The sequence below is a fragment of the Sphingopyxis sp. DBS4 genome, assembly GCF_024628865.1.
In the GTDB taxonomy this organism is placed as follows: domain Bacteria; phylum Pseudomonadota; class Alphaproteobacteria; order Sphingomonadales; family Sphingomonadaceae; genus Sphingopyxis.
In genome coordinates this window covers 3796571-3818022 of sequence record NZ_CP102384.1, presented here as the reverse complement: position 1 = coordinate 3818022, position 21452 = coordinate 3796571, and the positions used below count along the sequence as shown (strand labels likewise).

Below are 21452 nucleotides of genomic sequence, written 5' to 3'. Positions count from 1 at the left end.
GGGCAGCGCCATGCCGAACCTGACAAGCCATGCGGAATTTCCCACAGTCTGACTTACAGAAACGTCATAATGCCAATTAAGGCTTACGTGTAAGCCATCAACTTGACTTTTGTGCCGATTGCAGCCTAGAAGGTCGAAAGGATGGTCGATGGCCGACGAGACGACAAAAAAGATCCCGCGCAGCTATTCGCGCTACACCCGCGAGGCTGTGCGCCTGCTGGGCGGGCTCATTCGCGCCCGGCGGATCGAACGGCGGCTGAGCGTCGAAGACCTCGCGACGCGCAGCGGCGTGTCGCGCGACATGATGCGCCGTATCGAGCAGGGCGACCCGCGCTGCGCCATCGGCCTCGTCTTCGAGGCGGCCGCGATCGTCGGGGTCGCGCTGTTCGACAGCGACCGGGACCGTCTCGCTGGACATCTCGTCGAGCAGGAAACGAAGCTGCGCCTGCTTCCCAAGGCCGTTCACAAGCCGCGATCCGAGGTGAAGGATGACTTCTGACGTCGCGCCTGCCGGCGAAGCCTTCGTCTGGATATGGCTGCCCGGGGCAACCGAGCCGGTCGTCGCGGGCAGGCTCGCGCGCGCGCGCGATAGCCGGCTCACCTTCAACTATGGCCAAAGCTATCTGGCCCGCGCGGATGCCATCGCGATCTACGAGCCCGAATTGCCGCTGCGCGCCGGCCTGATCGAGCCGGCGAGCAAGATGCAGTTGCCAGGCGCGATCCGCGACGGGTCGCCCGATGCGTGGGGCCGGCGCGTCATCATCAACCGGATCGGCGGGCGCGACGAGGGTGAGCTGGCTCCAGCCGAACTCGACGAATTGACCTATCTCCTCGAATCCGGCTCCGACCGCATCGGCATGCTCGATTTCCAGGCGTCGGCCACCGACTATGTAGCGCGCCAGCGGCAGAATGCGACGCTCGCCGAACTGATGGAGTCGGCCGAGCGCGTCGAGCGGGGCGTGCCGCTCAGCCGAGGCAAGGGCGTGCCGCTCAGTCGCAGCAGGCGCCCTTGCCCCCGATCTGGATCGGCGGGCATCGCGTGGTTCCATAGGAGCAGAATACGCAGCAGTCGCCGGGCTCGGGCTTCAGCACCGCGCCGCAGCCCCTGCAGTCATAGAAGAACTGACAGGCGTCGGTCGGCATCGTTTCCGTCTCGCGATGGCCGCACAGCGGACAGGTGATCGTCGAACGAAGTTCGGGGCCGGCATCAGACATAATGGTAGCCCGCCCACAGCAGCGCCGCGCCAAGCAGGAGGCCGGCAAGTGTCAGGATACGCACCCAGCGGGGCGTGCAGGCTCCGCCGGGGCCACAGCGCGCGGCCGCCCGCTGCTGGCGGAAGAGCAGGAAGGCGCCGAGAATGAGGCAGGCCGCCCCGACCAGGAGAAGCGGCGTGCGATAAGGCATGGCGACCATCGCGATGCCGCCGAGCCATGCGGCTCCGATGCCCGCGGAAGCCAGAAGGAAGGGCAGCGCGCAACAGGACGCGACGCCGAAAGCCGCGGCGATGCCGGCTAAGGTGAACGCGCCGGCGTCGATACCCTTGGGTCGATTCTGCATTGGGATCGGTTCCTTGTGCGGTGTGAGGGAACGCCGTAGCATCTGTAGCAGCTACAGACTCAAGAGGTATTTTTGCGATGGCCTCAACCGGCGCGATGCAGATCGGCGAACTCTCGCGCCGCACAGGCTGCAACATCGAAACGATCCGCTATTATGAGCGGATCGGCGTCCTCGACGTTCCGCTCCGGCGCGGTCGCTACCGCAGCTATGGCGAGGAGGATGTAGGGCGCCTCGGCTTCGTGCGCCGGGCCCGTGAGCTTGGCTTCACCCTCGACGAGGTGCGGGCGCTGCTCGAGCTCGCGACTGGAGGCCAGGCTGCCTGCGCCGAGGTGCGCGACGTCGCCGCGTCGCACCTTGCGGATGTGCGCGCGAAGATCGCCGATCTCAAGCGGATGGAGCGTGTCCTCGCCGCTTCGGTACGGGCTTGCGAGGCCGGAGCCGATCCCGCCTGTCCGCTGCTCCAGACGCTTCGCGCCGGAATACCGTGCGGCTGATCGTCCGGATGACGCCCGTGTGACGACGAACCACAGGCTCCGCTACCAAGGGTTCAAGGAATCGCGCAAATCATCCTCATATCTTGGGATACGCGCAGTCCACCGAAAATGATCTGATTCCCGGCACCAAACAGCCGAGGAATCATCATGATCGACACGACCCCGCGGGCGCCTGCCGCGCCCGGGAATGCGGCGCTGCGCGCCATGTTCGCCGCGCGCAAAAGCGTCTTTATCGACCTGCTCAAATGGGACCTGCCGGTGCTCGCCGGCCAATATGAGCTCGACGAGTTCGACACGCCGGCGGCGCGCTACCTCATTCTTCTCGATGCCGATGGCCGTCACCGCGCATCGGCGCGGCTACTCCCGACCGAGGGCGCGCATCTTCTCGGTGAGCATTATACCCATCTGTGCGCGGGCGAGGTGCCGCGCGGCCCCACCGTGTGCGAGATCAGCCGCTTCTGCCTCGACCGGGACCAGGACGCAGCATCGCGCCGCGCCGCGCGCGACCAGCTGGTGACCGCCTTGGCGGACCATGCGCTGCGCGAAGGCATCACCGATTATACCGGCGTCGCCGACTTATGCTGGTTCGATCAGGTCCGGGAGTTCGGCTGGCGATGCGAGGCGCTCGGGCCGAAGGCCGCGGATCCGGGCGGGCGTTTGATGGCGCTGCACATCCATATCGACGCGCATGTGCTGGACGACCTCAAGCGCGGCGGCGTCTATGCGCCGCTCTCGCTCCGCCTCGCCGACGACGATGGGGAGGCGGAAGCATGACCGGTCTTGCGTTCGATGATCTTGCCCGGGAACTGCGCCGGACGGGATATTGCATCGTCCCCGACCTGATTCCCCCGGACGCGATTGCGGCGCTCGACGCCGATCTCGATCCGGTCTTCGCCGCGACACCATTCGGGCGCGGTGATTTCTATGGTCATCGCACCAAAAGATTCGGTGCGCTGATGAAGCGCTCGGCCTGGGCGCAGGCTCTGGCACTCGAGCCGACGATCCTCGCGGCGGTTGAAGCCATTCTCGGCGAGGCTTGTGAGAGCATCCAGCTCAATGTCGCGCAGGCCATCGAAATCCATCCAGGTGAAATCCGCCAATTTCCGCACCGCGACCATGACATGTGGGCGGGAGAAAAAGGCGCGCATGAGTATCTGGTCAATATCATCTGGCCGCTCACCCCCTTCACCGCGGACAATGGCGCCACCCACATCTATCCGTATAGCCATGGCGCGGACGGCATGGCGAAGACGGATCCCGGCGAGCCGATCATCGCGGCGTGCGAGCCGGGCGCGGCGATCTGCTTTCTGGGCTCGACCGCACATGGCGCCGGCGCCAATAAGCCTAGTCGAAGATGACGACCTTGCGCGCGGCGGGATCAAATGTCTCGATTACGACCGCTTCATCCTCGACGGCCGGCGGCGAGCATTCGAGAATCTTCACCTTGGCCGAAAGCACTTCGGCGTAGGCTGCGGGGCAACAAAGGATGAACTCCGTGCCGTTTCCATAAATGCTGCCCCAGTCGACGTACATGGTGCTCCAACCATGCCGCCGTTCCCATTCGATCTGTCGGGGTTCGCCTCGTTCGGACCGCCCAGGATAGGGTTCGGTTGACAATATATGGACTCGCGCGTCGGGATCGAACCAGCAATGATCGTGATCCGCGACCGGCGGACGACTGTCATACTCGTGCGTCGGATAGCATCTGCGGGCGCTTGAGGGTTTGAGGCCGGTTGCGTCCATGAACTGCAGCGCACGGGCAATCCGGCCGATATACCATTGGGTTTCATTGGCGTGGCGCTGCTGGCCCGTCCGTTCGAGAAAGACCGAGTCTTCGACTTTGCAGGCGCCCAGATAGCCCGTCAGATGGTGACGCCGCACCAACTCGGTCAGTGGCACACGCAATTTGAGATCGATTTGCGCGGTGCCGCTTTCCCTTGTTTCATAGCCCCACCAGTTCTGACGAACCGTGACATTGTGGAGCATGGATCGGCTAGGAAGTTTCCGCTTCGCATCGACATAGCCTTGGAACCCGCCGGCACATGCCGCGAGGTCGAGCGCATCGTGCCGCGGGACCGATTGCTCCGCCTGGATTTGCTTGGCGAGCGATTTCAGCCCGGCGAGGGTGGAATATTGAAACATCATCGCAGGTCTCCGTGGGCTTCGGACCGGCGTCGCCTGCTACCGCCCCCAAAGCCACGAAATGCGATGGGTCAGTGATCAAAACAGTGCCATTGTGGCTTCGCAAATGCAGGCGGCAGGCCCCTGTTGAAGGCCTACGAGAAATCTGGCGTAGCGCTGATGACAAGTCAATCGGCAAGAAGGCGGACTGGGAGCTTGAGCCCTCTTGCATCGAGCGGGCCACCCCTGCACCTCTCGGCAGTAGCAACGCGCCGAGAGACGGAGAATATGGGATGAAGACATTTCTGCGGCGGCTCTTTGGAATGGAAACGCAAAGCGAACTGCCCACGCGCCCAAAGACAACGGGTCTTCGCATGCAGAAGTTTGGGCACGACCTCGTCCGGATCGAGTCGATCGGGTTCTTCGGTCATCATGCCGCATCCCCCAATGGAGATTTTCACCTGATTTGGGCGGACCGAAATCCTGAAGGTACGGTAGGTGGATACCGCCACGAAGGCCATGGTTCCTGGTCCCTGCTTCACGGCGATGAAATTGTCGCAACGGGACGGCTCGAGCGTCCCACGGATGGAAAGACCGCGAACAATGGCAGCTTCATCATCCACGACCGCTTGTTCGGCGATGGCCTCAAGGGTCGGTTCGTAGCCTTCGGGGCCGACGGTGCAAAGCTGGTCGAAAAGGAACTGACCGCCAATCTGATAAGCAACGGCCTGTCGGACGATGGACGCATCGCTATTTGTCAGACCGCAAATGCCCCCGGCAGCACCGACAGTTGCCGCTACATTCTTTTCGATCTCGAACAGGGCGATGAAATCGCCCGCTGGGAGGTCGAGACAGGTTGGGCGGACGGTTATGAATTCGATACGACCAGTCGCCACGTCTACTTGTTACGGACGAACGCCGGCCGTGTCGGCTATGACTTCGACGGGGCTATGCTCGACCGCAAGGGCTGGCAGACCGAGCGCATCGGCGCTGGCGATCTTCATGTCATTCGTATGGTCCTCGCGTCAGAAGAGCCAATGGATCGCGGGATGCGAGAGGCACTTTTGGCCGGCTTGCATGTCGCGGCGCAAGGTTCTGAGCGCACGCTGCAAGCGCATGCTTTGCGGCTCTTGGGCGAATGGCACGAACAGGAAGGCGCGATCCAGGAGGCGGTGGACGCTTATGGGAAGGCGTTGAGCATCGATGCCCGAATCGGCGTTGCTCGAAAGCTCGAAAAGCTTCGAAAATCTCTGCCGTAATCTTGAAAGTGGCGCACCCGACAGGATTCGAACCTGTGACCTTCGCCTTCGGAGGGCGACACTCTATCCAGCTGAGCTACGGGTGCTTCGCGGCGGTGCCTAGCCGGTCGAACGGCCATTGGTCAACGGATTCGATGCAGGATGGTCAGACTGCTCGGTTCGCGACTGCGCCACTCTGCCGTAGCCCTTCGTACTCTATGATACTACGCAGTATGCTTACGTCATGCTTACGTGAAGCGATTTCACCAGACTGGTTCGCTGCAAAGACGCCAAATTTTATAAGAAGATCAATGGTTTATGAAGAACTTGAAGCGCGATTTAGGGGCTTGACCTCTGCCTTCGGAGGGCAGCGCTCTATCCAGCTGAGCTACGGGTGCCGGTAGAGCGCGGCCTCTAGCAAGCCAACGGCGCGCCAGCAATGGCCTATCGACCGCGGCGCGCGGATATGCGAAGCGGGCGATGAAGCGGAGGGATCGCATGGCGACCGAACAGAGCTGGCCGATGGCAGCCGACCTTTATGGTGAAATGCACCTTGAGGCAGCGCCGCCCGCAAAGCGGCGCTGGCGCGATTATCTGCCCGGCACGCTCGTCACCGCGATCGCGGCGCTCGCCGCGGCGTGGCTCGCCGACCATTATGCCGCGCCGCTGGTGCTGATGGGGCTGCTCATCGGCCTCGCGATGAGCTTCCTGTCGCAGGACCGGCGCACCCACGCCGGGCTCGACCTGATGTCGCAGACCGCGCTGCGCGTCGGGATCGTCCTCGTCGGGGCGCGGATCACGGCCGAACAGCTCGCCGAACTGGGACCGCTGCCCTTCGCGCTGCTGATCGTCATCATGCTCGCGGTCATCCTGATCACCGTCGCCAGCGCATCGCTGTTCCGACAGGACCGCCACGCCGCGCTGCTCGCGGGCGGCGCGACCGCGATCTGCGGCGCGTCGGCCGCGCTCGCGCTCTATTCGCTGATCGGCGACAAGCGCGTCGATCAGGCGCGCTTCACCATGACGCTCGTCGGGATCACCGTCGCAAGCGCGCTCGCGATGACGCTCTATCCCATCCTCGCGACCGAACTGCACCTGTCCGACACGCAGGCGGGATTCCTGATCGGCGCGTCGATCCACGACGTCGCGCAGGCGATCGGCGGCGGCTTTTCCTTCTCGCCGCAGGCGGGCGAGGTCGCGACGATCGTCAAGCTGACCCGCGTCGCACTGCTCGCACCGATGCTGATGCTCGTCGGCCTGTGGCTGGCGCGCGCCGACGGCGACGCGACCGAAAAGCGGCGCATTCCGCTGCGCCTGCCCTGGTTCATCCTCGGCTTCCTCGCGCTCGCGGCAGTCAATTCGCTCGTCGCGCTGCCCAAGCCCGCGGTCCATGGCGCGAACATCGCCGCACAGGCGCTGCTGCTGCTGGCGATCGTCGCCACTGCGATGAAGGCACGCCTCCACCTGCTCCTCGATCAGGGATGGCGCAGCTTTGCGCCGATCATCGTCGCCACCCTGACGAGCTTCCTGCTGTCCCTGGCGGCCGTCGAATTGATGTGACGCCCAAGCGGCGCGACGTCACATCAAGCTCTTGTTTTATCAGCCCTTTGGTAGCGACCAGCTCACCGTGAGCTGCGTCGCGCGGCGCGGGATGTCGAGCTTTGCCTCGCTGAAATTCACCTTTTCATTGGGCGGCAGCGTGCGGACCGGCGGCTTGATCGTCCAGCTATAGACGATCGTCCCCTGCGCATCGCGCAGTTCGGCGAGGATCGGCGGGACGCGCTGTTCGCGGTCGGTCGGGTTGATGATGACCCCCGACGCGGCGAAATAGATGGTGCCGTCGGGCAGCTCGCGATGGTCCTGGTTCGGCGGCAGCTCGATGACGAGGTCGGGCTCGTCGGCCATGCCGGGAATGCCGAGCCCCTGCGCCCAGCCCGGCAGGCCGAACCAGTAGAGCGCGCCGGTCGCGGCAAGCATCAGCGCCGCGGCGCTGCCCGCGATCCAGGTCCAGCGCTTCGCCGGGTTGCGGCGCGGGCGGCGAAAGGGCAGCGGCGCGTCCTCGGCAGGCGGGACCACCACCTGCGGTTCGGGAACGGCAAAGGCTTCGGGAGGCGGCGGGGGCGCCGGTTCGGCAACAGGCTCGTCGGGCAGGGGCGCGGCGACCGGCTCCGGTGCCGGCGCGGCGGATACGGGTTCGGGCGCCGATACCGGCTCGGGCGCGGCGGGCACCACAACGGGTGCGGCGGGTGCAGCGGGCTCCTGGAACCAGCTATGACGACAATTGGCGCAGCGCACGGTGCGCCCCGTGGCACCTATCGCCGTATCGGGCACGACGTAGCGCGTATGGCAGGACGGACAGGCGAGGATCATGGAGCCCCTCTAAACACGCCGATTCGCGCGTTGCAAGCACCGTGTCGCGCTTCGCGCTTTACGTCGGTGGACAGCCGTGTAACAGGCAACGCCATGAGCGCCGCCGCTTCCACGCCCCGCGCCCCGCGAAAGGCGCCCGATCGCGCCCGGATGGCGTCATGACGCCGCCGCCCCGTACCGGCGGCGCGATGGTCGAATTCAACGGCGTCGGGCTGCGCTATGGCCCCGATGCCGAGGTTTTGAGCGACATCAGCTTCAACCTTCAGCCCGGCAGTTTCTATTTTCTGACGGGCGCCTCGGGTGCGGGCAAGACGTCGCTTTTGAAGATGCTCTATCTTGCGCAGCGGCCGAGCCGCGGCCTCATCCGCCTGTTCGGCGAGGATCTGGTAACCATGCCGCGCCATCGCCTGCCCGGCTTTCGCCGCCGCATCGGCGTCGTTTTCCAGGATTTCCGGCTGATTCCGCATTTGAGCGCACGCGACAATATCGCGCTGCCGCTGCGCATCGCGGGGGTCGGCGAAGAGGATCTGGCGGGGCCGGTCGGCGAGATGCTGAGCTGGATCGGACTCGGCGAGCGTGCGGAAGCCTTTCCGCCGACGCTGTCGGGCGGCGAGCAGCAGCGCGTCGCGATCGCGCGCGCGGTGATCGCGCGGCCGCAATTGCTCGTCGCCGACGAGCCGACGGGCAACGTCGATCCCGAAATGGCAGGGCGCTTGCTCGGATTGTTCGAGGCGCTCAACCGCCTCGGCACCACCGTCGTCGTCGCGACCCACGACATCCACCTGATCAGCCGGATCGAGAATGCGCAGATGATGCGGCTCGAAAAGGGGCGGCTGTCCGATCCCACCGGCGCCCTGCGCTATCCGCCGAATCGATCGTGATGATTATCCCGCGCGTCCCCGTCCAGCATCGCCGCCTGCTTCCCGATCGTCGCCTGTCGGGGCCGACGCCGTGGGTCATCGCGATCCTGATGCTGCTGACCCTGCTCGCCGCCGCCGCCGGAATCGGGCTCGCGCGATCGGCGAACGCGATCGGCGCCGCGATCGCCGGGCGCGTGACGGTGCAGATCGTCACCGCCAATCCGGTCACCCGCGCCGAGCAGGCGGCGGCGCTGCGCCGCGCGGCGGCGGGACAATCCTTCGTGCGATCGGCGCGCGCGGTCGAGCCCGCCGAGCTTCGCGCGACACTTGGCCAATGGTTCGGCAGCACAGAAGGTGACGACCCGGTGCTGAACTCGCTGCCGCTGCCCGCGCTGGTCGACATCGATTTCGTCGGCGAGGACCGCGCCGCGCCCATGCGCCAGCTCCGCGCGCTCGTCGCGCGCGAGGCGCCGGGCGCGCGGATCATCCCGCACGCCGAATGGCTCGGCCCCGTCGCGCGGCTGATTCGCTCGCTCGCGTGGGTCGCGGGCGCGCTCGTCCTGCTGATGACCGCGGCGAGCGCGGCGGTGGTGATCATGACCGCCCGCGCCGCGCTCGGCACCCATTATGCGACGATCGAGATGCTGCACATGATCGGCGCGACCGACCAGCAGATCGTCCGCCTGTTTCAGCGGCGGATCGCGATCGACACCGCCTACGGCATTGCCCTCGGTACCGCGGTCGCCGCAGCGATCCTGCTGCTGATCGGCTGGGAATGGTCGGGGGTCACCGCTGGGCTCGCCGCGACCGCGTCGCTCGGGCTTTGGGGCTGGGCGCTCTTGCTGGCGCTGCCGCTATTGGCTATCGCGCTCGCGGCGTTGACCGCGCGGCAGACCCTGCTCGCCGCGCTTCAGAAGATATTATGATCAAACGGCTGATTTCTATTCTGTTTCTGGCTTGGGTGCTGGGCTTCGCCTGGTTCGCCCTGCTGCTGCCGCTGCCCGCGCCGCCGCAGAAGACTGACGCGATCGTCGTGCTGACCGGCGGTCCGGGACGCATCGATCGCGGGCTCGAAATGCTCGAAAAGGGCGAAGCGAAGCGCCTGTTGATCAGCGGCGTCGCGCGCGAGGTGAAGCCCAAGGAGCTCGCCGCAGAATATAAGCGGCCGCAGAAATTGTTCGACTGCTGCATCGCGCTGGGGTTCGAGGCCGAGGATACCCGCTCGAACGCGACCGAGGTCGCGGCCTGGGTTGCGCGGCGCAACTACAGGAGCATCCGCCTGATCACCACCGACTGGCACATGCGCCGCGCGCAATATGAGCTCGGTCGCGCACTCGGCGCCAAGGTAACGATCCTGCCCGACGCGGTGCGGAGCCATCCGAGCTTCGCGACGCTGTTCCGCGAATATCACAAGTATCTCGCCGGGCTGGCGGGCGGCCTGCTCGGGCTCTAGAAGTCGCGCCGATGCGCTATACCATCGCCCTCATCCGCTCGCTCCTCTTCTGGCTGCTGTTCGTCCTGATGAGCAGCTTCAGCTCGATCGGCGCGGTCATCTCGCTGCCGATTTCGCACCATGCGACGATTTGGTTCGTGCGCATCTGGGGCCAGTTCCACCGGTTGATCTGCCGCTTCGTGCTGGGTCAGCGAATCGTGATCGAGGGCGAGATGCCCGACATTCCGGTGCTCTATGTCTTCAAGCATGAGGGCGCGTTCGAAACGATTGAGCAGCCGATGCTGTTCAAACATCCCGCGGTTTTCGCCAAGGAGCAGCTTTTCTCGATCCCCGTCTGGGGGCAGGCAGCGCGCTTTTACGGCCTGATCCCCGTCGACCGCGAGGGCGGCGGCAAGGCGATGCGCGCGATGCTCGCTGCCGCCAAGGCGGCGCTCGCCGTCGGCCGGCCGCTTGTGCTGTTCGCCGAAGGGACGCGCGTTCCGCACGGGAAGGCGCCGCCGCTGCGGTCAGGCTTCGCGGGCGTCTATCGGATGCTCGGCGTGCCGGTGATCCCGGTCGCGGTGAACAGCGGCATCGCCTATCCGCCGCGGCGCTGGGTCAAATGGCCGGGGATAATCACCTACCGGGTCGGCGAGACGATCCCCGCGGGCCTGCCGCGCGAGGACGCCGAGGAGCGCGTGTGGCGCGCGATCAATGCGCTCAATCCGCCCGAGGCGTTGCTGGCGGGCGGAGCAGACCAACCTTAACCGTTCGTATCGAGCGAAGTCGAGATGCCCATCGGCGTGGCGCTATCTCGCTGGATGTCTCGACTTCGACCAAAGATCGAAGTTTATCCTGAGCGCCTGCAAGGCAGTCGAAGGGCTCGACACGAACGGGAATTGAAGTGGCGTCTAATGTTTCCGCCCGAAATCGGGGGCAGCATCGTCCTGCCCCTGCTCAATGATCGAGCGGCGGATTGCCCGCGTCCGCGTGAACCAGTCCTCCAGCTTGCCGCCGTCGCCGCGCCGGATCGCCTGCTGAAGCACGGTCAGATCCTCGTTGAAGCGCTGCAAGGTTTCGAGCACCGCCTCCTTGTTGGCGAGAAAGACATCGCGCCACATCACCGGGTCGCTCGCAGCGATGCGGGTGAAGTCGCGAAAGCCGCCCGCCGAATATTTGATCACCTCGCTCTCGGTCACTTCCTCGAGCTCGCTCGCGGTGCCGACGATCGTATAGGCGATGAGGTGCGGCAGATGGCTGGTTACCGCGAGCACCCGGTCGTGATGCGCGGCCTCCATCGTCTCGACCTTCGCGCCGAGCGCCTGCCAGAAGCCGGTCACCGCCGCCACGCCGTCGCCGGGCGCGTTCGCGGGCGGGGTGACGATGCACCAGCGCCCCTCGAACAGGCTCGCGAAGCCAGCAGCAGGGCCGCTGTTCTCGGTCCCCGCTACGGGGTGTGCCGGGATGACGAGATGGTCGGGAAGCGCCCTGGCGAGCGCGTCGGCGACACCCCTTTTCGACGAACCGACATCGGAAATAATCGCATCGGCGCGCAGCCCCGGCGCGAGCGCCGCCGCTACCTCGGCCATGCATCCGACCGGCACCGCGAGGATCACGAGGTCGGCATACGCAACCGCCGCCGCCGGATCGTCAGCGACCGCGTCGCAGAAGCCGAGCGCGCGCGCCGCGGCGCGAACATCGGCGCTGGCGTCGTGACCGGTCACCGTCACCTGCGGCAGCCGCTCCTTCACCGCGCGCGCGATCGACGAGCCGATCAGGCCGAGCCCGACGATCGTCACATGGCCTATGGCGCGCGCCATCAACCCGCCAGCGCCGCGCGAATCGCCGCGGCAAGCCCGCGCGTCTCGTCCTCGGTGCCGATCGTCATGCGCAGCGCCTGCGGAATCCCCTGCCCCGGCAGCCAGCGGACGATATAGCCCGCGTCCATCAGCCGGTTATAGACCGTTTCTGCGTTCACCTCGCCCTCGAACAGCACGAGCAGGAAGTTGGTCGCCGAGGGCACGACGCGAACGCCGTGATTGCCGAGCGCCTCGAGCTCGCCCGCCAGCCACGCGCGCCATACCGCATTATGCTCGCGGCTGGCGTTCACGAAATCATCATCGCCGAGGGCGGCGACCGCGGCTGCCTGTCCCGCGCGCGTGACGTTGAACGGCAAGCGGATTCGGTGCAGCGCCGAAATCACCTCGGCGGCGGCATAGCCCCAGCCGATCCGCTCGGCGGCAAGACCGTGTATCTTCGAAAAGGTGCGCGTGACGAAAACGTTGGACTGGGTCTTCGCCAGTTCGAGCCCGCCATCGTCCTCGGCCTCCGACAGATATTCGGAATAGGCCTGGTCGATCACGAACAGGACGTTCTTCGGCAGCCCGGCGTAGAGCCGCGCCACCTCTTCCCTCGTCGCGAGAGTGCCGGTTGGATTGTTCGGATTGGCGAGATAGACGACGCGCGTCCTATCGGTCACCGCGGCGAGCAGCGCGTCGACGTCGGTCGCATAATCGCGGTCGTCGGCCTCAACCGGCGTCGCGCCGACGCGCCGCGCCGCGATCTCGTATACCGCGAAGCCATAGCGGACATAAAGGATCTCGTCGCCCGCCCCCGCATAGGTGCCCGCAGCGAGGTGAAGCAGTTCGTCCGACCCGTTGCCGCAGATGACGCGCGCCGGGTCGAGGCCGTATTTCGCCGCGATCGTCTCGCGCAGCACCGCCGCGCCGGGATCGGGATAGCGCGACAGCGCGTCGACAGCGCCCTGCGCCGCGGCGAACGCCTCGCGCGCCTTCGCGCCGGTGCCGAGCGGATTCTCGTTCGCGCTGAGTTTGATCAACGGCCGGCCGTCGGCGCCCGCCGACTTGCCCGGAACATAGGGGGCGATGCCGCTGATCCACGGCTTCGGGGTGAGGGTCGCGCTGCTGTCGGTCATGCCGCGCCGTTTAGCGGCTCTGGCCCCCAAGTCCAGCATCTCCTCCAGCACGTTGACAGCCTCCGTGCGCGCGCTTAGCTCCGCGCTACCGATGGCGAGCCTTCTCCACCAGATCCGGCACCAGAGCGTGACGATTCCCACGCCGCTGCCGCTCGACAGCGGGCAGACGCTCCCATCAGTGACGATCGCCTATGAAAGCTATGGCACGCTCGACGCCGCGCGGTCGAACGCGGTGCTCGTTTGCCATGCGCTGACCGGCGACCAATATGTCGCGAGCGACCATCCGGCGACGGGCAAGCCCGGCTGGTGGGCGCGCATGGTGGGACCGGGCAAGCCGGTCGATACCGACCGCTATTTCGTCATCTGCGCCAATGTCCTCGGCAGTTGCATGGGGACGAGCGGCCCCGCGACCCCCGATCCCGCGACCGGCACGCCGCTCGGCATGAAATTCCCGGTCATCACCGTCGGCGACATGGTGCGCGCGCAGGCGATGCTGCTCGACCAACTCGGCATCGATCGGCTGCATGCCGTCATCGGCGGGTCGATGGGCGGAATGCAGACGCTCGCCTGGGCGACCGCTTACCCCGATCGCCTCGCCTCGGCGATCGTGATCGCCAGCGCGGCGCGGCATTCGGCGCAGAATATTGCGTTCCACGAGGTCGGCCGCCAGGCGATCATGGCCGATCCCGATTGGCAGGACGGCGATTATTACGACAAATATTGCACGCCGACCAAGGGCCTCGCGGTCGCGCGGATGGCGGCGCACATCACCTATCTCTCCGAAGCGGGGCTGACCGAGAAATTCGGCCGCCGCCTGCAGGCGCGCGACATCAAGAGCTTCGGCTTCGACGCCGATTTCCAGGTCGAATCCTATCTGCGGCACCAGGGGCTCGCCTTCACCGACCGCTTCGACGCCAACGCCTATCTCTACATCACCCGCGCGATGGATTATTTCGACCTCGCCGAGCCGCACGAGGGCCAACTCGCGGGTGCCTTCGCCCGCGCCAGGGACGTGCGCTTCACGCTCGTCAGCTTCGACACCGACTGGCTCTATCCGACCAGCGAATCGCGCCGCATCGTCCAGGCGCTGCAGAGCGTCGGCGCGGCGGCGAGCTTCGTCGAACTGTCGGCGCCCTTCGGCCACGACAGCTTCCTCCTCGACGTCCCCGCGCTCGACCGCCTCGTCGCGGGCGCGCTCCGGGCGGAGCGCTGACGCCATGACGTTGCGCCCCGATCTTGCGATCATCGCCGGCGCGGTACCCGCGGGCGCGCGCGTCCTCGACGTCGGCTGCGGCGACGGCACGCTGATTGCGGCGCTGCGCGACGCGGGCGTCGATGCGCGCGGGCTGGAGATCGACCCCGCCAACGTCACCGCCGCGATCGCGCGCGGCCAGTCGGTGGTGCAGGGCGACGCGAATCGCGACCTCGCCGACTATCCCGCGGGCGGCTTCGACTATGCGATCCTGTCGCAGACGCTCCAGACGACCGAGCGCCCCGACCGCATCGTCGACGAACTGCTCCGCATCGCGCCGCGCGCCTTCGTCAGCTTCCCCAATTTCGCGCACTGGCGGGTGCGGCTCGCGCTGCTGTGGAACGGGCGGATGCCGGTGACGCGGCTGCTGCCCGTCGCCTGGTATGAAACGCCGAACATCCACCATGTCACGGTCAGCGATTTTCGCGATCTCGTTCGCGACAAGGGGATTCGCGTCGAACAGGCCTGGTATCTGTCGGGCGACCGCCCGACGAGCGACGCCGCCGCAAGCTGGCGCGCCGAACATGCGATCTTTTTGATTTCGCGGCGCTAAGCCGCGTTCGCCCGCCCCGTGGCGGCTTGCGGCCGGGAAAGCGTCCCTCCGCATATCACAACTTCGTCATTCCCGCGAAAGCGGGAACCCAGGGTGGGATCAGCCCACGCACGCTCTGGGTTCCCGCTTTCGCGGGAATGACGAAAGTTGGAAAGGGCCGCCCTCCACACCGAAGCCGCCGCAACGACCGATCAATCCTTCTTCTTCAACCCGTTCGCGAGCATGTCGTTCGCAATCCGCGCGACCTCGCCGATGTCGGCGCTCTCGTCCCACAGGCCGTAGCGCATGCCGAGGAAGACGTTCATCCCGGCGATCGCCCAGGCGTGGACCTCGCTTGCGTCCGCGCGGATCTCGCCGCGCGCCGCGCCCGATTCGAGCCGCTGGCGCATGCGCTCGACCGTGGTTTCATAGTGGCGCCGATAGCTGGCGTAATCGACGAATTCGGCCTCGTCGATGATACGATAGATTTCCTTATGCTCGCGTACGAAGCCGAGGAAGGACAGCAGGCCGATGCGCTCGGCGTCGATCTCGTCGGGCGCCGCCTGCACCTCGGGGGTCACATGGTCGCGGAGCAATTCGCTCATGTGGCGGACCAGCGCCCGGAAGATTTCCTCCTTGGAATCGAAATAAGTGTAGAAACTGCCGAGCGCGGTGCCGGCGCGGCGGGTGATGCCGCTGATCGACGCATCGTGGAAACCGCGCTCGCCGAATTCGACCGCCGCCGCGTCGAGCAGCTTGCGCAGGGTGCGGCGCCCGCGCTCGGTGCGCGGCGTCTTGTCGCGGCTTTCGCCCTCGGCGGCCTCCGGCACTGACTGCGGCTGATCCATGCGCCTTCCCGTCTCCCCTCGCACGCTGCGCCCTCTGCATCGTGGCATTTCGGCACCACTGGCAAGCAAAAAGCGACGGCTGCATATTCCAAGTTGAAACTTGGTTCATGTTTCATTATAGCACGACCCGCGGCTTGGCAAGACCGGGCCCAAGAATTCAAAAGCGGGGCGATCGTTCGCCCGTGACCTGGGAGATGATCATGCGTCCGTTCGCTCACCGATTCCGCCACACCGCCCTCGCGACCAGCGCGCTCGGCCTGCTCGTCATCGCACCGCCGGCCTTTGCGCAGGAAGACGGCGCGAGCGCCGGCGGCGAGGATATCGTCGTGACCGCGCGGCGCACCGAGGAGCGGCTGGAGACGGTGCCGGTGTCGGTATCGGCCTTTTCCGAACGCGCGCTCGACCGCATTCAGGCGGGCGACACGACCGGCTTGCAGGGCGCGGTTCCCAATCTGAACATCGTGCAGGGGCGCGGCTCGTCGAATGCGACGAACATCTATATCCGCGGTATCGGTCAGCCCGACGCGCTCCAGACCTTCGACCCGGCGGTCGGCGTCTATGTCGACGATGTCTATTACAGCCGCATCCGCGGCACCCAGCTCGACCTGCTCGATCTCGAGCGCGTCGAGGTGCTCCGCGGGCCGCAGGGCACGCTCTATGGCAAGAACACCATCGGCGGCGCGCTGAAGGTCGTGACGCGCAAGCCCGACCAGAATTTCCGCGGCGGCGTCTCGATGGCCTATGGCTCCTATGACCAGTTCGAGGTGAAGGCCTCGGCCTCGGGTCCGGTGTCGGATACGCTCGCCGCCGGTTTCGCGGTGATGCATGCGCGCCGCGACGGCTATGTCGAGGACCGGGTGCTCGACCGCGACTATAACGACAAGAACACGCTCGCCGCGCGCGGCGCGATCGCCTTCACGCCCAGCGCCGATTTCCGCCTCGACGTCTCGGTCGACTATTCGCGCGACGACGCCGCGATGACCGTCGGCCAGCCGCTCAACTCGCTGACCTACCTGCTCGGCGGCACCGCGCTGGCGCTGCCCGCGAACCCCGATCCCAAGGCCTATGATTTCACGGGACGCACGACGCCCGGCCTGCCCAACTCCACCAAGCTGCGCCATTGGGGCACCAACGCGACGGCGACCTGGGACATCGCCGACAATCTGGCGCTGAAATCGATCACCGCCTATCGCCGCCTGACGACCGACGACTATATCGACATCGATGCGACCGAACTCGAGATGGGCGACGTCTTCGTCGGCGTCCATCAAAAGCAGTTCAGCCAGGAATTGCAGCTCGCCTATACCGGCGACCGGGTGCAGGCGGTGGGCGGCCTCTATTATCTCAGGGAAGACATCGACTCGCATCAGGAGGCCTATGCCGACGATCTGCTCGGCCCGCTGTTCGGCAACCCCACTTTCCTGCGGACGATCGACGACACGCTGACGACCAAAAGCTATGCCGCTTATGCCAACGTCAGCTTTGCGGTGACCGATGCGCTGCGCCTCTCGGGCGGGCTTCGCTATACCGACGAAAAGAAGGATTACTGGCGCACCACCTCGACCTTTTCGAGCCTTCCGCTGTTCACCAGCGTTGCGCCTTATGTCTTCGCGCGCCAGCAGAGCTGGGACGACTGGTCGCCGATGGCGTCGATCGACTATCGCTTCAGCGACAATCTGATGTTCTACGCGCGCGCGGCGAAGGGCTTCAAATCGGGCGGCTTCAACGGCCGCGCAAACAGCCTCGCCGAATCGACCGCTTACGCGCCCGAGAAAGTCTGGTCGTACGAAGCCGGGTTCAAGGGGCGGGTGAACGATATCGCGCGCTTCAGCATCGCGGTCTTCCACAATGACTATAAGGATTTCCAGGCCCGCGTGTCGGGGGTCGATACCGATCCGAACACCGGATTGCCGCTGCCCGTGCTCAGCGTCCTCAACGCCGGCAAGCTGCAGATCCGCGGCGCCGAGCTCGAACTCGCGCTGACTCCTGTCACCGGCCTGCTGCTCGACACCCAGATCGGCTATCTCGACGCCGAATATAAGCAGTTCAACGACGCCCGCTTCCCGAACGGCAGCCGCGCGTTCCAGCGTCCCGCCTTCGCGCCGAAATGGACGATGCGCTTCGGCGCGCAATATGAGGCCGATCTCGGCGGTTCGGGCTTCCTGACGATCGGCGGCCAGACCCGCTACCGCTCGACCACCGCGCTCGCGGTCGACAACACGATCATCGGCACGACCGCCGAAATCGCCGGCCTGTTCCAAAAGGGCTATTGGCTGCACGATGCCCGGATCGTCTGGGAAGACAGCGACCGCAAATTCAGCCTCGGCCTTTATGGCCAGAATCTGTCGGACAAGAATTACAAGACCGACGGGCAGGAATTTTCGAGCATCGGCAGCATCCGGACCGCTTATTACGGCGCGCCGCGCACCTTCACCGTGCGCGCCGGGGTCAAATTCTGACCCGCCGCTCTTTCGGAAAAAAAGGGGGGAAAGGGGCGTCCGCCGCGGCGCCCCTTTTTCCATGCGGCGCCTTTCTATGCAGGTAGAGGCGGCGCCCCTGTTGCGGCGACCATGCGCTCGCCGTCGATGACGATGGGGCTGGCAACGCCGTCGATCGACGCGCCTTCGGGGCGAAAGCGCATGCCGCGTGCGATCACCTGCGGGTCGGCGAAGACGCCGGCGAGATCGTTGATCGGACCCGCCGGCACCCCCTCGGCCTCGAGCGCGAGCGACAGCGGCTGCGCGTCCCATGTCGCGATCTTCGCCGCGAGCAGCGGGATCAGTTCGGCGCGGTTCGCGAGCCGCGCGGCATTGGTCGCGAAGCGCGGATCGCCGCCCCATTCGGGCACGCCCAGGATCGCGCAAAGCTTTCGATACTGGCCGTCGTTGCCGACCGCGATCACAAGCTGACCATCGGCGGTGGCAAAGACCTGATAGGGCACGACGTTGACATGGGCATTGCCCATCCGCTTGGGCACCACCCCGCTCGCGAGATAATTGGCGGCCTGGTTCGCGAGTACCGCGACCTGCGAATCGAGCAGCGCCATGTCGACATGCGCGCCCGTGCCCGTGACGTCACGACGCCGCAGCGCCGCGAGGATCGCGACGGTCGCATACATGCCGGTGAAGATGTCGGCATAGGCGATCCCCGCCTTTTGCGGCGCGCCGTCGGGTTCGCCGGTCAGCGACATGAAGCCGCTCATCGCCTGGACGATATAGTCGTAGCCCGCGCGGTGCGCATAGGGCCCGGTCTGCCCGAAGCCGGTGATCGAACAGACGATCAGCCGCGGGAAATCGGCGCGCAGCCGCGCCGGATCGAGGCCATATTTGACCAGCCCGCCGACCTTGTAATTCTCGATCACGACATCGGCATCGGCGAGCAGCGCGCGCACCTCGGCCTGCCCCGCGGCGCTCGCGATGTCGATCGCGACGCTGCGCTTGCCGCGGTTGCAGCTATGATAATAGGCCGCACCGAGACTGGCGCCGTTGGCATCCGTCACAAAGGGCGGACCCCATTCGCGCGTGTCGTCGCCGCCGCCGGGCCGCTCGACCTTGATCACCTCGGCGCCGAGGTCGGCGAGCAACTGCCCGCTCCACGGCCCGGCGAGCACGCGCGCGAGTTCGACGACGCGCAGGCCTTGCAAAGGCTTCATCTCAGGCGAAAGCGCTGATGCCGGTAATCGCGCGGCCGAGGATCAGCGCATGGACGTCGTGCGTGCCTTCATAGGTGTTCACCGTCTCGAGGTTCACCGCGTGACGGATGACGTGATAGTCGGCCGAAATGCCGTTGCCGCCGTGCATATCGCGCGCAACGCGCGCGATATCGAGCGCCTTGCCGCAATTGTTGCGCTTGAGCAGGCTGATCGCATCGGGAATCAGCCGGCCGTCGTCGATCAGCCGCCCGACGCGGAGCGCGGTCTGCAAGCCCATGGCGATTTCGGTGAGCATGTTCGCGAGCTTCAACTGCACGATCTGGTTCGCCGCGAGCGGGCGCCCGAACTGCTTGCGTTCGAGCGTATAATTGCGCGCCGCCTCGTAGCAGAATTCGGCCGCGCCCATCGCGCCCCAGCCGATGCCGTAGCGCGCGCGGTTGAGGCAGCCGAACGGTCCCTTGAGTCCCGAAACGTGCGGCAGCAACGCATCCTCGCCGACCTCGACCCCGTCCATGACGATCTCGCCGGTGATCGAGGCGCGCAAGCTGACCTTGCCCTCGATCTTCGGCGCCGACAGGCCCTTCATGCCTTTTTCGAGTACAAAGCCGCGGATCGCACCGTCGTGCGCGTCGGATTTCGCCCAGACGACGAACACGTCGGCGATCGGTGCGTTGGTGATCCACATCTTCGCGCCCTTGAGGCGATAGCCGCCTTCGATCTTCTCGGCGCGGGTGCGCATTCCGCCGGGGTCGCTGCCCGCGTCGGGCTCGGTCAGGCCGAAGCAGCCGACGAGCTCGCCCGAGGTCAGGCCGGGCAGATATTTGCGCTTCTGCTCCTCGCTGCCATAGGCGTTGATTGGATGGATCACGAGCGAGCTCTGCACCGAGCAGGCCGAGCGATAGCCCGAATCGATCCGCTCGACCTCGCGCGCGATCAGGCCGTAGCTGACGTAATTCAGACCCGCGCCGCCATATTCGGGATCGATCGTCGCGCCGAGCAGCCCGAGCTGGCCCATTTCGCGCATGATCTCGCGGTCGAAGCGCTCTTCGAGAAAGGCCGAGGTGACGCGCGGCAGCAGCTCGCCCTCGGCATAGGCACGCGCGGCGCCCTGGATCATCCGCTCCTCTTCGCTGAGCTGGTCGGCGAGCTGAAGGGGGTCGAACGGATCGAGCGTTTCGATGCGCTGCGGATCGGCGAGGGCCATGGGTCGCGCTTTCTGTTGGACGCGGCCCCATCGGAGGACGCGTTACGGGGTGGTCGTGCCCGACGAGCGAGCCGCGGTGACGGCGGGACCGTCGCGCGGCTCCAATATCGCCGCGGTCTCGATCAGGTCAAGCGCGCGCCGCGCCTCATTGTAGCGGCGCGCATCGATCAGCCACTCGCTCGCGGCGGCCGCGCCGGGCATCGCCTCGACCTCGACGATCGCCTTGTCCGCCATGCCGCTGGTCAGATAGCGGCGCGCGCGATCGAGCCGTTCGGTCGCGCGCGGCGATTGCGTGCCCGCGGGCCGCACCACGAACAATTCGCCGAGCTCGCGTTTGAGGCCCGTCCACAGACTGCCCTTGTCGCCGTTGCGCCCGACAAGTTCGGGCGCGATCGCGTCGAGGTCGGCGCGAAGCTGCTCGAGCGTCACCGGCTCGCGCGAGGTTTCGATGATCGTCTTCACCGCATTGGGCTGATCGTCGCCGAAGCGGAGGCGAAGCTGCGCCTCGAGATAGCCGAGCGAGAGTCCGCGATCGAGCGCCCGGCGCACCGCGAAGGCAACGAGCAGCCCCTCGGCGCGCGAGGCATTGCCCGAGGCCGATTCGGCCTGGAGGGTGATACGCGAGAGGCGCTGTTCGAGCTCGGCGACGCGCGCGGCGAGCGCATCGGCGCCATCAATGGGCGCGACGACCACGGGCTGCGCAGCTGGCGCGCTGTTCATGCTGTTCGCGCTATCGGTTACCGCCTTCAGCACGCCGCCGGGCGTTGGGGTATCGACCACGCGGGTCGCCGGTGCCACGTCGTTGGACAGCCAGCGGCTCATCGCCCAGCCGCCGCCGACGATGCCGACGATCAGCAGAACGACCGCAGCGATGACGAGCGCGCGCAACGAAAGCCTTTTCACCGGGGCTGCACTGTCGGCCAGCGGAGCCCGTTCGCTGCTGTCGATTGTCATGT

General features: G+C 66.2%; 23 protein-coding genes, 1 tRNA gene and 1 pseudogene. 14 read left to right on the top strand and 11 right to left on the bottom strand.

Going from position 1 to position 21452, the window contains the following annotated elements; genetic code table 11:
* The first annotated feature begins 148 nt into the window (after positions 1 to 148).
* Positions 149 to 499 (top strand): helix-turn-helix domain-containing protein, encoded by a 351-nt coding sequence (locus tag NP825_RS18410; RefSeq protein ID WP_053555714.1) that lies wholly within the window; start codon positions 149 to 151, stop codon positions 497 to 499.
* Positions 489 to 857: pseudogene (locus NP825_RS23590) on the top strand (HipA N-terminal domain-containing protein); the annotation flags it as partial. The gene NP825_RS18410 and the pseudogene NP825_RS23590, both read left to right, overlap by 11 nt.
* A gap of 133 nt (positions 858 to 990) precedes the next feature.
* Here NP825_RS23590 and NP825_RS23585 read toward each other — a convergent pair.
* Together NP825_RS23585 and NP825_RS18400 are read right to left on the bottom strand one after the other, a co-directional pair.
* Positions 991 to 1215, bottom strand: coding sequence for a GDCCVxC domain-containing (seleno)protein (locus tag NP825_RS23585; RefSeq protein ID WP_287406914.1), 225 nt, complete (start codon positions 1213 to 1215; stop codon positions 991 to 993).
* Positions 1208 to 1558: a mercuric transporter MerT family protein gene (locus NP825_RS18400; protein WP_257546346.1), complete on the bottom strand. Its 351-nt coding sequence runs from the start codon at positions 1556 to 1558 to the stop codon at positions 1208 to 1210. Before NP825_RS18400 ends, NP825_RS23585 begins: the two co-directional genes overlap by 8 nt.
* 77 nt (positions 1559 to 1635) lie before the next feature.
* Here NP825_RS18400 and NP825_RS18395 point away from each other — a divergent pair, with 77 nt between their 5' ends.
* The 3 genes from NP825_RS18395 (at position 1636) to NP825_RS18385 (ending at position 3410) form a co-directional block, all read left to right on the top strand.
* Positions 1636 to 2052, top strand: a complete 417-nt coding sequence (locus NP825_RS18395; RefSeq protein WP_257546343.1) for a helix-turn-helix domain-containing protein — start codon at positions 1636 to 1638, stop codon at positions 2050 to 2052.
* A gap of 147 nt (positions 2053 to 2199) precedes the next feature.
* A complete protein-coding gene (locus NP825_RS18390) occupies positions 2200 to 2826 on the top strand; it encodes an acyl-homoserine-lactone synthase (RefSeq protein WP_257546341.1) in 627 nt (208 codons plus the stop codon).
* Positions 2823 to 3410, top strand: a complete 588-nt coding sequence (locus NP825_RS18385) for a phytanoyl-CoA dioxygenase family protein (RefSeq protein WP_306997593.1) — start codon at positions 2823 to 2825, stop codon at positions 3408 to 3410. Before NP825_RS18390 ends, NP825_RS18385 begins: the two co-directional genes overlap by 4 nt.
* On the opposite strand, the gene NP825_RS18380 is transcribed toward NP825_RS18385, so the two are convergent.
* Entirely contained in the window at positions 3397 to 4197 is an 801-nt protein-coding gene (locus NP825_RS18380) for a hypothetical protein (protein WP_156878261.1), read from the bottom strand. The two genes, NP825_RS18385 and NP825_RS18380, sit on opposite strands and share 14 nt — an antisense overlap.
* A 269-nt stretch (positions 4198 to 4466) precedes the next feature.
* Between NP825_RS18380 and NP825_RS18375 the strand changes: the two genes are divergently transcribed.
* Positions 4467 to 5432, top strand: coding sequence for a hypothetical protein (locus NP825_RS18375; protein WP_077031326.1), 966 nt, complete (start codon positions 4467 to 4469; stop codon positions 5430 to 5432).
* A 9-nt stretch (positions 5433 to 5441) separates the two neighbouring features.
* Here the strand turns inward: NP825_RS18375 and NP825_RS18370 are convergent.
* Positions 5442 to 5518: transfer RNA gene (locus NP825_RS18370), tRNA-Arg, on the bottom strand.
* Positions 5519 to 5909: 391 nt separating this feature from the next.
* On the opposite strand from NP825_RS18370, the gene NP825_RS18365 reads away from it, so the two are divergent.
* Entirely contained in the window at positions 5910 to 6971 is a 1062-nt protein-coding gene (locus NP825_RS18365) for a YeiH family protein (RefSeq protein WP_257546334.1), read from the top strand.
* 39 nt (positions 6972 to 7010) lie between these two features.
* Here the strand turns inward: NP825_RS18365 and NP825_RS18360 are convergent, their stop codons facing one another.
* Complete coding sequence (locus tag NP825_RS18360; RefSeq protein WP_257546331.1) at positions 7011 to 7781, bottom strand: zinc-ribbon domain-containing protein; 771 nt, start codon at positions 7779 to 7781, stop codon at positions 7011 to 7013.
* Between the two features lie 158 nt (positions 7782 to 7939).
* Between NP825_RS18360 and ftsE the strand changes: the two genes are divergently transcribed.
* The 4 genes from ftsE to NP825_RS18340 are packed head-to-tail and all read left to right on the top strand — an operon-like array spanning position 7940 to position 10840.
* A complete protein-coding gene (ftsE, locus tag NP825_RS18355; protein WP_257546329.1) occupies positions 7940 to 8662 on the top strand; it encodes a cell division ATP-binding protein FtsE in 723 nt (240 codons plus the stop codon).
* A complete protein-coding gene (locus NP825_RS18350; protein WP_257551537.1) occupies positions 8662 to 9567 on the top strand; it encodes an ABC transporter permease in 906 nt (301 codons plus the stop codon). Before ftsE ends, NP825_RS18350 begins: the two co-directional genes overlap by 1 nt.
* The gene (locus tag NP825_RS18345; RefSeq protein WP_257546327.1) at positions 9564 to 10094 is read left to right on the top strand and encodes a YdcF family protein; all 531 of its coding nucleotides are present in this window, start codon (positions 9564 to 9566) and stop codon (positions 10092 to 10094) included. The genes NP825_RS18350 and NP825_RS18345 overlap by 4 nt, the downstream gene beginning before the upstream one ends.
* An 11-nt stretch (positions 10095 to 10105) precedes the next feature.
* A complete protein-coding gene (locus NP825_RS18340; protein ID WP_257546325.1) occupies positions 10106 to 10840 on the top strand; it encodes a 1-acyl-sn-glycerol-3-phosphate acyltransferase in 735 nt (244 codons plus the stop codon).
* A gap of 144 nt (positions 10841 to 10984) precedes the next feature.
* Here NP825_RS18340 and NP825_RS18335 read toward each other — a convergent pair whose 3' ends face one another.
* On the bottom strand, positions 10985 to 11893 hold the full coding sequence (locus NP825_RS18335) for a prephenate/arogenate dehydrogenase family protein (RefSeq protein ID WP_257546323.1): 909 nt from the start codon (positions 11891 to 11893) through the stop codon (positions 10985 to 10987).
* Complete coding sequence (gene hisC / locus NP825_RS18330) at positions 11893 to 13008, bottom strand: histidinol-phosphate transaminase (RefSeq protein WP_257546320.1); 1116 nt, start codon at positions 13006 to 13008, stop codon at positions 11893 to 11895. The genes NP825_RS18335 and hisC overlap by 1 nt, the downstream gene beginning before the upstream one ends.
* A 91-nt stretch (positions 13009 to 13099) precedes the next feature.
* On the opposite strand from hisC, the gene NP825_RS18325 reads away from it, so the two are divergent.
* Positions 13100 to 14221 (top strand): homoserine O-acetyltransferase, encoded by a 1122-nt coding sequence (locus tag NP825_RS18325; protein WP_257546318.1) that lies wholly within the window; start codon positions 13100 to 13102, stop codon positions 14219 to 14221.
* Between the two features lie 4 nt (positions 14222 to 14225).
* Entirely contained in the window at positions 14226 to 14813 is a 588-nt protein-coding gene (gene metW / locus NP825_RS18320) for a methionine biosynthesis protein MetW (RefSeq protein WP_257546316.1), read from the top strand.
* 191 nt (positions 14814 to 15004) lie between these two features.
* On the opposite strand, the gene NP825_RS18315 is transcribed toward metW, so the two are convergent.
* Positions 15005 to 15640, bottom strand: coding sequence for a TetR/AcrR family transcriptional regulator (locus tag NP825_RS18315; RefSeq protein WP_257546314.1), 636 nt, complete (start codon positions 15638 to 15640; stop codon positions 15005 to 15007).
* 200 nt (positions 15641 to 15840) lie between these two features.
* Between NP825_RS18315 and NP825_RS18310 the strand changes: the two genes are divergently transcribed.
* Positions 15841 to 18099 carry a TonB-dependent receptor gene (locus NP825_RS18310; RefSeq protein ID WP_257546312.1) on the top strand — a complete coding sequence of 753 codons (2259 nt, stop codon included), beginning with the start codon at positions 15841 to 15843 and terminating at the stop codon, positions 18097 to 18099.
* 74 nt (positions 18100 to 18173) lie between these two features.
* On the opposite strand, the gene NP825_RS18305 is transcribed toward NP825_RS18310, so the two are convergent.
* From NP825_RS18305 to NP825_RS18295, 3 genes are read right to left on the bottom strand one after another with little or no spacing between them, the layout of a single operon-like run.
* Positions 18174 to 19292 carry a CaiB/BaiF CoA-transferase family protein gene (locus NP825_RS18305; protein ID WP_257546310.1) on the bottom strand — a complete coding sequence of 373 codons (1119 nt, stop codon included), beginning with the start codon at positions 19290 to 19292 and terminating at the stop codon, positions 18174 to 18176.
* Position 19293: 1 nt separating this feature from the next.
* Positions 19294 to 20496 carry an acyl-CoA dehydrogenase gene (locus NP825_RS18300; RefSeq protein WP_257546308.1) on the bottom strand — a complete coding sequence of 401 codons (1203 nt, stop codon included), beginning with the start codon at positions 20494 to 20496 and terminating at the stop codon, positions 19294 to 19296.
* Positions 20497 to 20538: 42 nt separating this feature from the next.
* Positions 20539 to 21450: an MICOS complex subunit MIC60 gene (locus NP825_RS18295; RefSeq protein ID WP_257546306.1), complete on the bottom strand. Its 912-nt coding sequence runs from the start codon at positions 21448 to 21450 to the stop codon at positions 20539 to 20541.
* Positions 21451 to 21452 lie beyond the last annotated feature (2 nt).